This window comes from Microbispora sp. CA-102843 (assembly GCF_050936215.1).
In the GTDB taxonomy this organism is placed as follows: Bacteria; Actinomycetota; Actinomycetes; order Streptosporangiales; family Streptosporangiaceae; genus Microbispora.
This window is the reverse complement of sequence record NZ_JBNJNF010000001.1, coordinates 1,254,132-1,270,000: the sequence shown is the minus strand read 5'-3', so window position 1 is coordinate 1,270,000 and position 15,869 is coordinate 1,254,132. Positions and strand designations below refer to the sequence as shown.

At 72.4% G+C, this 15,869-nt stretch carries 12 protein-coding genes; 3 read left to right on the top strand and 9 right to left on the bottom strand.

What is annotated here, in order from left to right; genetic code table 11:
* Positions 1 to 615 precede the first annotated feature (615 nt).
* Positions 616 to 1,011 (top strand): hypothetical protein, encoded by a 396-nt coding sequence (locus ACQEVJ_RS05910; protein WP_433097959.1) that lies wholly within the window; start codon positions 616 to 618, stop codon positions 1,009 to 1,011.
* 5 nt (positions 1,012 to 1,016) lie between these two features.
* Here the strand turns inward: ACQEVJ_RS05910 and ACQEVJ_RS05905 are convergent, their stop codons facing one another.
* A complete protein-coding gene (locus ACQEVJ_RS05905) occupies positions 1,017 to 2,612 on the bottom strand; it encodes an ABC transporter substrate-binding protein (protein WP_433097957.1) in 1,596 nt (531 codons plus the stop codon).
* 175 nt (positions 2,613 to 2,787) lie between these two features.
* Between ACQEVJ_RS05905 and ACQEVJ_RS05900 the strand changes: the two genes are divergently transcribed.
* Together ACQEVJ_RS05900 and ACQEVJ_RS05895 are read left to right on the top strand one after the other, a co-directional pair.
* Entirely contained in the window at positions 2,788 to 4,800 is a 2,013-nt protein-coding gene (locus ACQEVJ_RS05900; RefSeq protein WP_433097955.1) for a sensor histidine kinase, read from the top strand.
* Positions 4,797 to 5,168, top strand: a complete 372-nt coding sequence (locus ACQEVJ_RS05895) for a DUF742 domain-containing protein (RefSeq protein ID WP_240809347.1) — start codon at positions 4,797 to 4,799, stop codon at positions 5,166 to 5,168. The genes ACQEVJ_RS05900 and ACQEVJ_RS05895 overlap by 4 nt, the downstream gene beginning before the upstream one ends.
* 9 nt (positions 5,169 to 5,177) lie before the next feature.
* On the opposite strand, the gene ACQEVJ_RS05890 is transcribed toward ACQEVJ_RS05895, so the two are convergent.
* From ACQEVJ_RS05890 to ACQEVJ_RS05855, 8 genes are all read right to left on the bottom strand, one after another.
* On the bottom strand, positions 5,178 to 6,887 hold the full coding sequence (locus ACQEVJ_RS05890) for a hydantoinase B/oxoprolinase family protein (RefSeq protein ID WP_433097953.1): 1,710 nt from the start codon (positions 6,885 to 6,887) through the stop codon (positions 5,178 to 5,180).
* Positions 6,884 to 8,896: a hydantoinase/oxoprolinase family protein gene (locus ACQEVJ_RS05885; RefSeq protein WP_433097951.1), complete on the bottom strand. Its 2,013-nt coding sequence runs from the start codon at positions 8,894 to 8,896 to the stop codon at positions 6,884 to 6,886. Before ACQEVJ_RS05885 ends, ACQEVJ_RS05890 begins: the two co-directional genes overlap by 4 nt.
* A 43-nt stretch (positions 8,897 to 8,939) precedes the next feature.
* Positions 8,940 to 10,454 (bottom strand): PucR family transcriptional regulator, encoded by a 1,515-nt coding sequence (locus ACQEVJ_RS05880; protein WP_433097949.1) that lies wholly within the window; start codon positions 10,452 to 10,454, stop codon positions 8,940 to 8,942.
* Positions 10,438 to 11,451, bottom strand: coding sequence for an ABC transporter ATP-binding protein (locus ACQEVJ_RS05875; protein WP_433097947.1), 1,014 nt, complete (start codon positions 11,449 to 11,451; stop codon positions 10,438 to 10,440). The genes ACQEVJ_RS05880 and ACQEVJ_RS05875 overlap by 17 nt, the downstream gene beginning before the upstream one ends.
* On the bottom strand, positions 11,448 to 12,260 hold the full coding sequence (locus tag ACQEVJ_RS05870; RefSeq protein WP_433097945.1) for an ATP-binding cassette domain-containing protein: 813 nt from the start codon (positions 12,258 to 12,260) through the stop codon (positions 11,448 to 11,450). The genes ACQEVJ_RS05875 and ACQEVJ_RS05870 overlap by 4 nt, the downstream gene beginning before the upstream one ends.
* 100 nt (positions 12,261 to 12,360) lie before the next feature.
* Positions 12,361 to 13,218 (bottom strand): ABC transporter permease, encoded by an 858-nt coding sequence (locus ACQEVJ_RS05865; RefSeq protein WP_433097943.1) that lies wholly within the window; start codon positions 13,216 to 13,218, stop codon positions 12,361 to 12,363.
* Positions 13,215 to 14,231, bottom strand: a complete 1,017-nt coding sequence (locus tag ACQEVJ_RS05860; RefSeq protein ID WP_433097941.1) for an ABC transporter permease — start codon at positions 14,229 to 14,231, stop codon at positions 13,215 to 13,217. The genes ACQEVJ_RS05865 and ACQEVJ_RS05860 overlap by 4 nt, the downstream gene beginning before the upstream one ends.
* 2 nt (positions 14,232 to 14,233) lie before the next feature.
* Positions 14,234 to 15,868 (bottom strand): ABC transporter substrate-binding protein, encoded by a 1,635-nt coding sequence (locus tag ACQEVJ_RS05855; RefSeq protein ID WP_433097939.1) that lies wholly within the window; start codon positions 15,866 to 15,868, stop codon positions 14,234 to 14,236.
* Position 15,869: the final 1 nt, after the last annotated feature.

Below are 15,869 nucleotides of genomic sequence, written 5' to 3'. Positions count from 1 at the left end.
CCTCTAACTTACCCGAACCCCCAGCCCGGCGCAAAACCACCGGATCCAGAAGATCAAAAAGCACGAGGAGCCGCCGGCAACCAGCCCGCACACACAAGACAACCACCGAAGTGATCGAAGAGGAGTGCGCCGAACCGCGCCGACACCAGAAGATTACCAGGGTCCGGCACCACCATGACCCATTACGAGAACAACGCCCCCACAGCGTGGGCTATTCCCCTACCGCCGGCCCGGAGGCCGCGGGTCCGGCGGTGCAACACACCGGTCGGCCGCGGCTATTCCCGCAGGTCACGGCCGGGAGCGCGCCCCCCACCCCGTACGTGGAAAAACGTGCGAGCGAGTGGGGACAACCAGATCCGGCTCTCAGGCATCTACTTAGCGCCGCGGCGATCAGCCGGCACGGCACAGACGATCGGGGAGGCACGACATGAGGGACGACAGCCGCGCATGGCCGCCGTCCCCGCGCTCCGCGACGGCTCCAAGTGGTCGTCGCCTTCCCACGCAACCGAACGTCAAGCCGCTCGCAATCGCCCCGCGCTACGAAGACGATGCGGAAGTCCCCGTACGGCGCCAACCCGGCCGCCCGGACTTCCGTCGCTGGAGGTGGCCATCATCATGCGGTCGGAGTTCGACGACATCCGCGCCCACATCACCGCCGAGCCGCCGCGCCCGAGCGAGTTGCTCGAGCTCGCGCACTCCCTGCTCGACGACCTGGAGCAGCTGCGAACGCGCGAGGCGATCCTGCGCTCGCACTATCTCGCTCTGCTGACCGCCGCTCGCGCCACCGTGGCCGCGGACGCCGCCGGGCACCCGGCGCCGCTCACCTTCCTCCAGCACGAGCTGGCCGAGCACGGGCAGCTTCCCGACGGTGAGCAGGCGCAGCGGATCTTGTCGGACGCCGTGGCCGCGCAGGCCATGCTCGCCCATCTCGACGAGCCCGCGGGGCCCCGGCGGTCGCGCACCGCCCGCGGCCCTCTCTGTGGTGGAGTCAGCCGCAGCCTGCGGGGCTGAGCGGCTCAGCCGCCGGGGATGAGCTCGTGCACGAAGACGACGTTGGGGTAGGCCGGGTTGTCGGTGTACCCCTGGACGTTGCCCAGGTAGGCCCGCTGGTAGTTGGAGACCCACGGCACCGCCACCACGGCCTCCTCCTCGATGAGCTTCCTCTGGAGTTCGGCGTACGCCCTCTCCGCGGCGGGACGGTCGTTCGTCAGCAGTGACGGCAGACGGTCGATCTTCGCGTCGACGTCCCTGTCCTTGAGGTAGGTGAGGTTGAAGGACACCGGCTCGGCGCTGTGGAAGACGTTGAGGAACCACGAGTACGCGTCGGCGTAGTCGGGCCACCAGTACATGACGAGGATGTCCTGGCGCTTGGCCGGGTCGGCGGACTTGCCCTGGTCCCACTGCTGGGTCCACTGCATCGCCTTCGCGTCGAGCTGGACGTTCAGCTCCGCGAGCGCGCTCTTGAGCCTGCGTACGAGCAGTTCCTCGTCGTCGTCTCCCTGCGCGTAGGTCAGCGTCAGGCGCAGGGGCTTGCCGCCCGGGCCGTACCCCGCCTCGTTCAGCAGCGCGGTCGCTCCGGCGAGGTCCTGCTTCTGCGTGAGGCCGGGCGTGTGGCCGAGCAGACCCTCGGGCACGAGGCCGGAGGCGGGCGCCCCGGCTCCCTTGAGCCCGGCGACCAGGCCGTCGTAGTCGACGGCCTTCTGCACCGCCTTGCGCAGCCGTACGTCCGTCAGCGGGCCTGAGGCGGTGTTGAACAGCACGAGCATGTTCTGGAACGACGGCACCTGGAGGGTGCGCACGCCCGCGGTCGCGCGGGCCCGCCGGAACAGCTCGGGGTTCAGCCGTTGCACGTAGCTCGCCTCGCCGCGCAGCAGCAGCCGGTAGGCCCTGTCGAGGTCGGGCGTCACGCGGAACTCGACGTTCCGGTAGTGCGGGCCCTCCCAGCCGCCCCAGTAGCGGTCGAAGGCGCGCAGCACCACTTCCTTCTCCCGGCCCTTCTTCCAGCTCGCCACCGTGTAGGGCCCCGAGCCGGCGTCCCGGCCGGCCTGGAACCACTTCTTGAGGTCGCCCGAACCCGCCGCCTGGGTGTCGTAGATGTACGCCGCGTAGTCGGCGGAGGCGATCAAGTCGAGTGGGGCGGCGTACTTGAGCCGGAACTCGACGGTGAGCGGATCCTTGACCGTGATCTGCTGGACGGAGTCCCAGATGTAGGCCGCGCCGGCGCCCATCCGCTTGGTGCGCTCGACGGACGCCTTGACCGCGGAGGCGTCCACCGGCCGCCCGGTGTGGAAGACCATGCCGGAACGCAGGGTGAACGTCCAGACCTTGCCGTCGGACGAGGCCTGCCAGCGCTCGGCCAGACGTGGCGCGGCTCTGCGCGTCCGGGGGTTGTACATCGTCAGCGAGTCGTAGATGTTCTGCATCGACATGATCTCGTTGGAGTACGAGCTCGCGGGATCCCAGTCGGTGACGACGTCGAGATTGGACAGGTAGACGAAGGTCGAGTCCTTCGTCGAGGGTAGGTTCGCGGCCGAGATCTCCCGGACCTCACCCCCGCCGCATCCTGCGAGGGCCAGCACGGCCATCACTCCCAGCACGAGAAAACGGCGCATGCGTGCGGGTCCTTTCCGTGTCCACCATGATCGACGCTACTGCAAGATCACGATTGGACAGGATATTTCCGGCTAATCGATCACAGGGCCCTCATCCCGCCCGCCCCACTGCTAGTCTCTATCCCTGTCGCAAAAAGGTTTTATGTGAGGCTTGTCCCTCACTGGGCGAGGTGCCATGAGTCCGCGCAGGCGTGACCGACCGATCAGGTCCCGGCTCATCGGCCTGCTGCTGGTGCCACTCTTCTCGCTGGTCGCGCTGTGGGCGGTCACCGCCGGCGTCACGATCGGCGAGAGCCTGAGCCTGCGTACGTACAACACGCTGTGGTCCACGCTTCGGCGGCCCGCCGACTCTCTGATCGTCGAGCTGCAGACGGAGCGCCTGACCACGGCCCGCTACCTGGGCTCGCACCGGGCGAACGACCGCAACGCGATGAACGCGCAGCGCCAGCGCACCAACGCGGCCAGGGACAACGTCCGCACGCTGGCCCTGTCCAGCGCCTCCCGCTCGGCCACCACCCCGGCCATGCGCACGCAGGTCGACGAGATGCTGGCGGGGCTCAGCCGGATCGACGAGATCCGGGCGGAGATCGACGAGGGGCTCTCCGAGCGGCTGTACGCCATCGAGACCTACAACCTGGTCAGCGACTCGATCTACCGGATGCACTACAGCCTGGCTCTGATCGACGACATCCCGATCTACCAGCAGTCGCGCGTGGTGATCTCGCTCGGGTTCGCCAAGGAGCTGCTGACCAGGGAACAGGCGCTGGAGGCGGCCGCCGGGGCGTCCGGCGGCCTCACCGACGAGGAGCGCAAGCTGTTCACCCAGCTCGTGGGCAACCGCCGGTTCCTCATCGACCAGGCGCTGCCCGAGCTGGACGCCGGCCTGCGGCAGCTCCACGTCAACCTGATCACCACTCCGCTCTACCAGCGGCTGCGGCTGCAGGAAGAGCAGATCATCGCGGCGCCCAAGCTCTCGACGCGTACGCAGCGGGTGTGGCAGTCGACCTCCGACGACCTGGCCGAGTCGTTCCAGAAGGCGCAGACCCAGGCGGCGGCCCTGCTCGCCGAGCGCGCCGCGCCGATCGCCGACTCGATCCTGCGGCGGGCCGTGCTGGCCGGGGGCTTCGGTCTCCTCGCGGTCATCGCCTCGATCCTGATCTCGCTGCGGGTCGGCGGACGCCTCGCCCGCGAACTGGCCGACCTGCGGCAGGCCGCGCTCGACCTGGCGAACAAGCGGCTGCCTGGCGTGCTGGTCAAGCTCAAGCGAGGCGACGACGTCGACGTGGCCACCGAGGCGCCCCCGCTCCAGACCGCGGGCGGGACCGCCGAGATCCAGGACGTGGGGCGGGCCTTCTCGACGGTCCAGGAGACCGCGGTGGAGGCCGCCATCGGGCAGGCCCGCCTGCAGCGGGGTGTCAGCCAGGTCTTCCTCAACCTGGCGCGGCGCAGCCAGACGCTGCTGCACCGGCAGCGGACCCAGCTGCACGGCATGCAGCGGCACGCGACCGACCCGGACATGCTGGAGGAGCTGTTCCGGCTCGACCACCTGACGACCCGCATGCGCCGCCACGCCGAGGGCCTGATCATCCTGTCCGGCAACGCCCCGGGCCGCGCCTGGCGCAAGCCCGTCCCGATGTACGACGTCGTACGCGGGGCCGCGGCCGAGGTGGAGGACTACGCCCGGGTGAACGTGCTGCCGATGGAGGACCACGGGCTCGACGGCGCCGCGGTGGCCGACGTCATCCACCTCGTCGCCGAACTGATCGAGAACGCCTCGATCTTCTCCCCGCCGCACACCTCCGTGTCGGTGCGCGGCGAACTCGTCGGCATGGGCTTCGCGGTCGAGATCGAGGACCGCGGGCTCGGCATGACCAAGGAGCGGCTCGCCGAGCTGAACGAACGTCTGGCCAACCCGCCGGAGTTCGACATCGCGGACACCGACCGCATGGGGCTGTTCGTCGTCGCGCGCCTGGCCGCGCGGCGGGACATCCGCGTGACCCTGCGGCCCTCGCCCTACGGAGGAACGACCGCCATCGTGCTCATCCCATCCGCACTCATGGTTGGCCCCAAGGATCCCGATCTCGCCCGTCTCGCCGCGGGAGAGGTCACCCCGGAGGACATCATCCTCGCCTCGCTGCAACGGGGGCCGCAGGAGAACGAGAACACCGGCGAGGAGGACCGAAAGTGACGGAGCGCATGCAGGACCAGTGGCTGGACGAGGAGGCCGGGCCGATCGTCCCGGCCTACGCCCTGACCCGCGGACGCGTGCGGCCCTCCAGCCAGGAGATCGACCTCGTCGCCATCGTCACCGCGACCGGCGGGCCCACGCCGGTGAGCCTCGGTCCCGAGCAGTGGATGATCCTCAGCCTGTGCGCCCGCGCGGCGTCGCTGGCGGACATCGCCGCGGCGATCGACCTGCCGCTCGGCGTCGTACGGGTGCTGGTGGGCGACCTCCACGAGCAGGGTCTCGTGCAGGTGCGCCCACCCGCCAACGTCGCGCGCTTCCCCACCCCCGGCATCCTGACCGAGGTGATCAGCGGCCTGCGCGCGCTGTGACCTTGTTGGTCAGAGCGCGTGCGGGTAGTGCCGTGCGGCGTGCCCGGGGGTGATGTATCCCTCCCGCAGGTCGGCGCGCACGGCCTCGGGGTCGCGCTCCTCGGGCGGGCCGTACCCGCCTCCCGAGCCGGTGCGCAGGTGGACGACCGCGCCCTTGGGCAGGAAGATCCGCGTCTTCAGCGAGAAGTCCTCGGCGTGCCCGTCGGGATACTCCACGGTGAGCCGGTTGGGCCGGCCGGGCAGACCGCCCTCCAGGCCCCAGGGCGCCAGCGCGGTCCTGGCCAGGCCCGCGGTGAGGTACTGGTCCTCCAGGATGCGGAAGGACAGGTCGAGCCCCAGGCCGCCGCGGTGACGGCCCGGTCCGCCGGAGTCCTCGGCCAGGGCGAGCCGCTCGATCCGCCAGGGGTTGCGCGCCTCCCACACCTCGGCGGGGGTGAAGCGGGTGGCCGACTCCGAGATGTACATGAGCGCGCTCGCGCCGTCGGCCGACGGTGAGGCGCCCTGGCCCACCGGATGGGGCGCGCCGTCGGCCCACGGCTCGCCGGTCGCCTCACGGTTGCCCCACCACACCAGGGCGTTGATGTCCCCGCCGCTGGCGGCCGGCACCGATTCGGGCACAGCCTCGGCCAGGGCCCTGATGATCAGCTCGATGGCGTGGTCGGAGGGGATTCCGTACATGAAGCAGGGCGCCGGCCGTACGGGGTGGAACAGCGAGCCGAGCCGCGTGACCAGCTCAAGCGGGCGGAAGTGGCCCTCGTTGGGCTGCTCGCCGGCCCCGGCGAGGAAGGCCACCGCGATCCGGACGGCCGCCACGGTGGACGGCAGCGGGCAGTTGACCGGCCCGCCGACCTGGTCGGGGCACTCGGTCAGGTCGACGGTCACCGACGAGCCGTCCACGACGACCCGGACGCCGAACGGGATCGGCGTGCCGTTCACACCGTCGGAGTCGATGACGCTGGAGGCCTCGTAGACGCCGTCGGGCAGGCGCTCGAACCAGCCGCGCACCAGCGCCTCGCCATGGGCGTACATGCGGGCGACGCAACGGCGGAAGGTGTCCAGGCCGTGCCGCCGCACCAGCGCGCCGAGGGCCTCCGCCCCGGTCCGCGCCCCGGCCACCATCGCGTTGATGTCCCCGATGACCATCTCCGGCATCCGGCTGTTGGCCAGGATCATCCGGTAGACGTCGCTGACCAGCCGCCCGGCGTCGTACAGCTTGACGCCGGGGAAGATCGTGCCCTCCTGGTAGACATCGACGGTGTCCGTGCAGTAAGGGTCCTTGCCGCCGATGTCGAGCCAGTGGGCCTTGATCGCCGAGTACGCGACCAGCGTGTCCTCGTGGAAGATCGGCACCACCATCGCCGCGTCCTGGGGGTGGGAGCCGGTGCCGTACGGGTCGTTGTAGAGGATCACGTCGCCGGGGCTGAGCGCGGTGGGGCCGCCGACGCCCTCGACGGCCTCCCTGACGCAGAATCCGAGCGTGCCCATGAACGCCGGCAGCGTCGGGGCCTGCGCCAGCATGCACATGTCGGCGTCGTAGAAGGCGACGGCGAAGTCCAGCGCCTCGTAGATGATCGGCGAGAACGCGGTGCGGACCAGCGACTGCTTCATCTGGTCGGCCGCCGCGTTGAGGCCCTGCCGGATGATCTCGGTGGTGACCGGGTCGGCGCCGTCGCCCAGCCCGGGGTGGACCTCCGCGTATCGGGTGCGGACGATGGTCATCGCCTGTCCTTCCGTGTGATCACGAGACAGCCGCTCTCGTGCGCCTCAACGGCGAAGCCGGCGTCCACGTAGGTGGTCGCGGTCGGCTCCACCACCAGCAGCGGGCCCTCGGCCACGCCGTCCAGGTCCTCCCGCCGTGCGACCGGGGCCTCGGTCCAGGCGCTCCGGCGGAACGACCACAGCCGCGTCGTCCCCCGCCCGCCCTCGCCGGACGGTGGGGCCGGCACCATCGGGCGGTCCGCGTCGAGGACCACCCTGCCGGTCGCCCGTACGGTGACGATCTCCAGCGGGTCGGGCAGGGTGTGGCCGAAGGCCCGGTGGTATGCCTCGGAGAACCGGGCGGACACGGCCGCCAGGTCGTCCTCGCCCAGCCGCACCCGGATCGTCAGCGTGTGCTCCTGGCCCCGGTGGCGCAGGTCGAGGTCCACCTCGCGTACGGCTCCGGGCTGCGCGAGCCGTTCGAACAGCGCCTGCGCCACTCCCTCGACCGCCGGCAGCGCCGTGTCGTCCAGGGGACGCACCATCGTGCGGGCGGCCGACCGCACGATGTCGGCCTGCACCAGGCCGACGGCGGAGAAGTTGCCCGCGTTGGGCGGCACGACCACGGTGTCCACGTCGAGCTCGTCGGCGAGCAGACAGCCGAACACCGGCCCGGCGCCGCCGAAGGCGACGACGGCCGCGCCGCGCGGGTCCACGCCCCGCTCAACCGTCACGCCGCGCACGGCCTGGGCCATGTGCGCGGCGGCGATCCTGACGACGCCCACCGCGACGGCGTCCACGCCGTCGATGCCGGTCGGGCCCGCCAGCGGCGCCAGCGCGCGGGCCGCCGCGTCCTCGGACAGTTCGATGCCGCCCGAGATGTGCCCGCGGGGGATCATGCCGAGGTGCAGGGCGGCGTCGGTCACCGTCGGCTCGGTCCCGCCGCGCTGGTAGCAGGCGGGCCCGGGGTCGGCGCCCGCGCTGCGCGGGCCGACGCGCAGCAGGCCGCCCGCGTCGGCGTACGCCACCGAGCCGCCGCCGGCGCCCACCGACCGCACGTCGACCCAGGGGCTCTGCAGCGGCAGGCCGACGACCTCGCCCTGGTAGAGCAGCGGGAGCCGCCCGTCCTCGATGAGCGCGGTGTCGAAGCTGGTGCCGCCCACGTCGGCGGCGACGGCCGTGCCGATGCCGAGGGAGGGGCCGAGCGCGGCGGCCAGGCGGGCGGTGGCGGCGGCCCCGGCCACCGGGCCGGACAGGATCGTCTCGAACGGCCGGGCCGCGGCCTCGGCCAGCGCCAGCGCGCCGCCGCCGGAGCGGGTCACGAGCAGCTCGCCCGCGAAACCCCTCGCCCGCAGCTCGCGGTCGAGGTTGTGCAGGTAGGGGCCCATGCGGTGGCGGACGAAGGCGTCCACGACCGTGGTGCAGGTGCGCTCGTACTCCCGGTACTCCCCCGAGACCTCGTGCGACAGCGAGACCGGCCCGGCGAACCCGGCCTGCCTGAGCAGCTCGGCCGCCCGTGCCTCGTGGGCCGGGTTGGCGTAGGAGTTGACCAGCACGATCGCGACGGCGTCCACGCCCTCGGCGGCGAACACCTCGGCGGCCCGCCGCACGTCCTCCGGCTCCAGGTCGCGTACGACCGAGCCGTCGGCGGCCACCCGCTCGGTCACCTCCAGGCGCAGCCGCCGGGGCACGAGCGGCGGCGGCGGTGTCCAGAACAGGTCGTAGGGGTCGTCGCGGTCGCCTCTGCGGATCTCCAGCACGTCGCGGAAGCCGACCGTGGTGATCAGGCCGACGGTCGCGCCCCGCCTTTCGAGCAGCGCGTTCAGGCCCACGGTGGTGCCGTGCACGAAGTGGCGGCAGCGGGCGAGCAGATCCTGTGGCACGGCCGCGTCGACCGCGGCCAGGACCCCGCGTTCCGGCGCGGACGGCGTGGTGGGCTGTTTGGCGACCCTGATCTCGCCGGTCGCGGCGTCGTGCAGGACGAGGTCGGTGAAGGTGCCGCCGACGTCCACTCCGATGACCGTTGTCATGCCTGGCAACGTAGATGCGGCCGCGCGCCGCGTCGATGTGCCCTCACGACGACGAGATCGGCGTTGTTGTCCCCGGGAGACAGTCGTGGTCGAGCACCACGTGGCAGGCGAGCTGGAGCGCGAAGCGGGTCTGCGGGTCGGACAGGTCGGCGTCGAGCGCCTCGGCGATGCGCCTGATCCGGTGGGCCACCGCGTTGGGATGCAGGTTGAGCAGCTCAGCCGCCCTGGTGCGGGAGCCCCAGCTGTCCAGGTAGGCCTTCAGTGTGGGCACCGCGTGGGCGCTGAGCGCCCCGAGGCGCTCCAGCGGGGCGAGCATGTCCCTGGCGGCCACCAGCGCGCTCTCGCTGCCGCTCAACTCGGCGAGGAGCGCGTGGACCCCGAGCCGGTCGAACCGCACGACCTCCCCGGCCGCGGCGCGGGCGGCGGCCGCGCGCGCCTGCGACGCCGTACGGCGCAGCCCGTCCGGTCCCGCCTGGCAGGTGCCGATCCCTGCTCCCGTTACCGACGGCCACAGTGCCCTCGGCGGGTGGGGCAGGCCGGCGCCGAGAGTCGTCCGCTCGTCGGCGGTGAGGAGCACGAGCACGCCGTCCTGCCACCGGGTGACCAGCGGCGGCGCGGACAGGTCGGCCGTCCCGCCGAGGCCGGCATCGCCGAGACCCTTATCCCCGAGACCCCTGTCGCCGAGTCCCTTATTGCGGAGACCCAGTGCGCCGGGCAGCGCCGCGGCGGCCCGGCGCGCCTCGCGGAGCACCGGATCCGCCGCCCCGGGGGTCGCGCCGCCGCCGGGGTCGCGCAGGAAGACCGCGACGTGCCAGCCGTCCACGGGCACGCCCTCGTGCCGGGCGCGGCGGGCGGCGGTCCGGGTGTCCTTGGCGCCGAGCAGGGCCAGCAGCGCGCGCTCGCGGGCCGCTTCCGCCTCCCGCGCCGCCGCCCGCACCCGGCCGAGCGTGGTCGCGACGACCTGCGCGACGATCGCCGCCGCCGGGTCCTCGCCCTCCCAGCACACGTAGCCGTCCGGCCGGCCGCCGACCCTGATCACGGTCGCGTTGGCCGCCGGGTCGGCCAGGTCGGCGACCACGTACGCGACCCCGACGGAGGCGGACGCCGCGCGCAGGATGTCGTCCTCGCCCGCGCCCTCCATCGCGCCGAGGCCGTCGATCGCCTCGCGCGTACGGCGCAGCAGCAGCCCGGGATCGGCGCGCACGGCCGCGCTGAGGCCGAGCACGGTGTCCGACAGCGAGTGGTCGGAGGCGCCGGCGAGCAGCGCGACCCCCTCCCGCCTGGCCAGCTCCACCATCTCCGGCGAGGTGCCCGAGGGGCCGGGCAGCACGATCCCGGCCAGGCCGCCGCGCCCGGCCAGGCGCAGCGCGTCGAGCACGTCGCACGACCGCATGGCGTGGCGGGACAGGATCGCCAGCGCGCCGGGGGCCGCCGAGGCCAGTTCGCGCATCTCGTCGACGAGGACGACGCTGCCGACCTCCCGGGCGTCCCAGGGCCCGGCGACGAGCGTCAGCCTGCGGCCCGCGGGCGTCCTGAGCAGGTCACTGACGCGGCGCATGAGGGGCATCACCTTCGTCACGGGGGTCGCGGGGGTCGCCGGGGTCGCGGGGGGCGGAGGGAGCCGAGGAGGCCGGGGTGGTCAGCACCTCCTCCGCACGGTGGCATGCCACCTTACGCCCCTCGACCTCACGCGGCTCCGGCGTCTCCTCCCGGCAGCGGTCCACCGCGAGGGGGCAGCGCAGCCGGAAGGGACACCCGGTCGCCGCCGCGGCCGCCTCGGTCCGCCCCGCGGCGCGCGGCGGCTCGCCGCCCATGCGCGGCACCGCGTCGCGCAGCGCCCGGGTGTACGGGTGGGCCGGCCGGGTGAGCAGTTCCCCGGTCGGGCCTGACTCGACGACCCGCCCGGCGAACAGCACCGACGACGTACGGCACAGCCGCCCCACGACCCCGAGGTTGTGCGTGATGAGCAGGTAGCCGAGCCCGTGCTCCGCGGCCAGCCTCTCCAACAGGTCGAGGATCTTGGCCTGCACGGTGACGTCGAGCGCGCTCGTGGGCTCGTCGAGCACCAGCAGTCGCGGCTCCACGGCCAGGGCGCGGGCGATGGCCACCCGCTGCCGCTGGCCGCCGGACATCTCGTGCGGCCTGCGGGCGGCGAGCGCGGGGTCGAGCCCCACGTCGGCGAGGAGCGCGGCGACCCGGTCCCGCCGCTCGGCCCCGGACATGCGGTGGTGGGTGGTCAACGCCTCGATGATCGACGCCCCGGCCGTCATGCGGGGGTCGAGCGCCTCGCTGCCGTCCTGGAAGACCGGCTGCACGGCCCGGCGGAACTCGGCCCGGCCCGCCCTGCCGAGCCCGGCCAGGTCGCGGGTGCCGTACCGGACGGCGCCGGAGCGCGGGCGCATGAGGCCGAGCAGGGCGCGGGCGAGCGTGGTCTTGCCCGAGCCGCTCTCCCCGATCAGGCCCACCCCGCCCTCGTCCACGGCGAGGCTCACGTCGTGGACCACGGCGGTCGCGCCGTAGGCGAGGGTGACCCCCTCGGCTGCGAGCAGAGTCATGGCCCCTCCCCCTCGTCGGAATCAGCAGGTTCGGGTAGTGCGGGCACCGCTTCTGGTAGTGCGGGCACGGCGGCGATCAGTTCGCGGGTGTAGGGGTCGCGCGGCCGGGCGAACACCTCGGCGGCGGGGCCGCTCTCCACCACGGCGCCGTCGCGCATCACCACGACCCGGTCGGCGATCGTGGAGACCAGCGCGAGGTCGTGGGAGACCAGCAGCACGGCGAGGCCGCGCTCGTCGCGCAGCCGGCGCAGCACCGCGACCACCTCGGCCTGCACGGTCACGTCCAGCGCGCTGGTCGGCTCGTCGGCCAGCACGACCTGCGCGCCGAGCGCGAGTGCCAGCGCGATGGCGAACCGCTGGGCCTGGCCGCCGGACACCTGGTGGGGGTAGCGGCGCAGGATCTCGGGGTCGAGCAGCACCGCGCGGACGCCCTCCTCGGCCCGCTCCCGCGCGTCCGCGCCCTTGACGCCGTGGCGGGCGAGCGCGCGGCGCATGAGCGTGCCCAGGCGCATGGTGGGGTTCAGCGCGGCCTGCGGGCTCTGCATGACCAGGGCGGCCCGCGAGCCGCGGATCTCCCGCAGCCGCGCCGGGCTCGCCGTGAGCACGTCCACGTCGCCGACGGCGATCCGGCCGGAGACGTCCGCGCCGTGGACGAGGCCGAGCGTGCTGAGCAGGGTGGTCGTCTTGCCCGACCCGCTCTCGCCGACGATCGCCACGCACTCCCCGGCGGCCACGTCGAGTTCGGGAACCGACGCGATCACCCGGTCGCCGATCCGCACGACGAGGTCCTTCACGCTGATCAGACTCATGCGCCCTCCTCGCCTTCGGCTCGGAGTTCGGTCGTGCCGGAGGCGCGCGATTCAACACCTCGCCAGGCGCTGTGTTCATTGATTCGCTCGCTACGCTCGCTCATCGCGACAGCCTCGCCCTCAGCCCCTCGCCGAGCACGTTGAACGAGAACGCGGTGACCAGGATGGCGAGGCCGGGGAAGGTCACCACCCACCAGTCGGTGGTGAACAGCGACTGGCCCTGCTGGACCATCAGCCCCCACTCCGAGGTCGGCTCGTGGGCGCCCAGCCCGAGGTACGACAGCGCGGCGGCGGTGAGGATGACCCCGCCGCCGTCCAGCGACAGCTGGACCAGCACCGGCGTGAGCGAGTTCGGCAGCACGTGCCGCAGCACGATGAGCGGGGCGGGCACGCCCAGGCAGCGCGCGGAGTCGACGAAGCCCCGGGTGGCCACGGACGCGGCGACCGACGCCGTGAGCCGGGCGTACCACGGCCACCAGGTGACCGCGATCGCCACGATCACGGTGGTCACGCTCGGCTGGAGCACCACGGCGAGCGCCAGCGACAGCAGCAGCGCGGGGAAGGCGAGGAAGACGTCGGTCACCCGCATGATCACGTCGCGGGCCCAGCCGCCGGCGTACCCGGCGACCACTCCCAGGATCACGCCGGCGACGCCGCTGACGGCCAGCACCGCGACGGCGATCAGCAGCGAGGTGCGGGCGCCGAACAGGACCCGGCTGAGCACGTCGCGGCCGACCTGGTCGGTGCCGAACCAGTGGGCGCCGCTCGGCGGCAGCAGCGCCTCCAGGGGATGCGTGGCCGAGCCGCCGTCCTCGGGATAGGGGGCGATCCACGGCGCGAGCAGCGCCGCCAGCACGACGATCCCGAGCAGCACGGCCCCCGCCACCGCAAGGCGGTCCACCCCGGCCAGGCGCCGCAGCGGCGTACGGCGGAATGTGGTCAAGGCCGGAGCGGTCATCGCGCCCTCACCCTCGGGTCGACCACGCCTTGGAGGAGGTCCACGGCGAGGTTGGCGACGACGTACAGCACGGCGACCAGCAGCGTGACCCCGGCGATGGCGGGAGTGTCGAGCGAGCGGATCGAGTCGGCGGCGTACCGTCCGAGGCCCGGCCAGTTGAACACGGCCTCCACGAGGAAGCCGTTCACGATCGAGTACGCGAAGACGAGCGCGATCAGCGACAGCACCGGGTTCAGCGCGGGCCGCAGGGCGAACCGGGTGAGCACCGCGGTCTCCCCGAAGCCGAGCGCGCGCTCCAGCCGGGCGTGGTCGCGCGACGACTCCTCGATGAGGGCGGCCCTGGTCATCTGGGCCACCACTCCGGCCGGGTACGCCGCGATCACCAGGGCGGGCAGCACCATGTGCGACAGCGTGCTCGTGAGGATCGGCCAGTTGCCGGTGATCAGCGCGTCCACGGCCGTGATGTTGGTGTAGAGGTGCAGCGGGCTGCTGTGGTCGAGCGACGCGTCGTACTCCCCGGCCACCGGGAACCAGCCGAGCCCGCTGGCGAAGACCGTCTGCAGGGCCAGCGCCAGCCAGAACACCGGCACGGACACGGCCAGCATCGACGACAGCCGCACCGACAGGTCGGGCAGGCGGCCCTTGTAGCGGGCGGCGGCGATCCCCAGCGGGATGCCTGCGACCAGCGCGATGATCAGCGCCGCGCCCACGAGTTCGAGGGAGGCGGGGAACGCCTGCAAGAGGTCGTCGCGCACGGGCTGCCGGGTGTGCAGGCTGGTCCCCCAGTCGCCGCCCAGCAGGTCGCGCACGTAGTTCCACAACTGCACCGGCAGCGGGTCGTCCAGGCCGAACCTCAGCCGGGCCTCGGCGAGCTCGGCCGCGGTCGCCTTCGGACCGGCGTACGCCACGGCCGGGTCGCCGGGCACCAGGCGCATGATGGCGAACGTGAGGACGATCACGCCGGCCACGACCAGGACGGCCTGGCCGAGCCGGCGGATCAGGTACCTCGGCATGATCAGGCGCCGGGCTTCAGGTCGTAGACGAACACCACGTTGGGGTAGGCCGGGTTGTCCACGTACCCCTCGACCGACTTGGCGAAGGCCCGCTGGTAGTTCTGCACGTACGGCACGGCCACCGCCGCCTGCTCATTGATGATCTTGTTCTGGAGGTCGGCGTACGCCTTCTCCGCGGCGGCCTTGTCGGTCGCCGTGAGGGCGGGCAGCTCGTCGATCTCCTTGTCGATCGCCGCGTCCTTCAGGTAGGAGAGGTTGAACTGCACGTCCTTCTCACCGTGGAAGACGTTGACGAACCACGAGTAGGCGTCGGCGTAGTCGGGGAACCAGTACATGACGAAGACGTCCTGGCGCTTGGACGGGTCCTTCGCCTTGCCCTGGTCCCACTGGGTGGTCCACTGCAGCGGCTTGGCCGACAGCTTCACGTTCAGCTTGTCGAGCGCCGAGGAGAGCAGCGTGACCAGCAGTTCCTGGTCGGCGTCGCCCTGGGCGTAGGTCAGCGTCAGGTCGAGCTGCTTGCCGCCGGGGCCGTACCCGGCGTCCTTGAGCAGCGCCTCGGCGCCGGCGAGATCCTGCTTGGGCACCATGCCGGGGATGTTGCCGAGCAGGCCCTCGGGGACCAGGCCGGTCGCGGCCACGCCCGAGCCCTTCATCGCCGCCACGAGGCCGTCGTAGTCGATCGCCTTCTGCAGGGCCTGGCGCAGCTTCACGTCCTTGAGCGGACCGCCGGCCGTGTTGAACAGCACGAGCAGGTTCTGGAACGACGGCGTCTGCGAGGTCTGCACCGTGTCCGTGCTCCCCGCCTGGGCGAACAGCTGGGAGTTGAGCCGCTGGACGAACGACACCTCACCGCGCTGCAGCAGCTGCCAGGCGGTGGTCAGCTCGGGCGTGACCCGGTAGGCGATCTTCTTGTAGTGCTGGCCGTCCCAGCCACCCCAGTAGTCGTCGAACGCCTTGAGCGTGAGCTCGGTCTCCTTGCCCTTCTGCCAGTTCTCGATCGTGTACGGCCCGGAGCCCGCGTCGTGGCCCTCACCGAACCACTTCTTCAGGTCGCCGGAGGCGGCCGTGGTGTCGTAGACGTACGACGCGTAGCCGGCCGAGGCGACCAGGTCGAGCGGTGTGGGGTACTTGAGCGTGAACTCCAGCGTCGTGGCGTCCTTGGCCTCGATCTTCTTGACGGCGCCCCAGATGTAGGCCGCGCCCTGCGCCTCCTTCATCGTGCGCTCGATCGCGGCCTTGGCCGCGGCGGCGTCCACCGGCTTGCCGGTGTGGAACTTCGCACCCTCGCGCAGCGTGAACGTCCACGTCTTGCCGTCGGGCGAGGAGGTCCACGAGGAGGCCAGCCGCGGCTCGGCCTTCTTCGTCTGCGGGTTGTACCTGGTCAGCGACTCGTAGATGTTCTCCATCGCGATGTTCTCGTTGGAGTACGAGCTCGCGGGGTCCCAGTCGGTGACGACGTCCAGGTTGGGGACGTAAACGAACGTGCTGTCGGCCGTGCCTCCGGCCGAGCCCGCGGAGGAGCCGGGCTGCGGGGTGGAGTCGGCGGCGCCGCGGACCTGCCCGCCCGCGCAGGCCGCGGCGGTGGCGGTCACGGCGGCCACGGCTCCCGCGGCGAGAAGACGCTTGTGCCAGCGCATG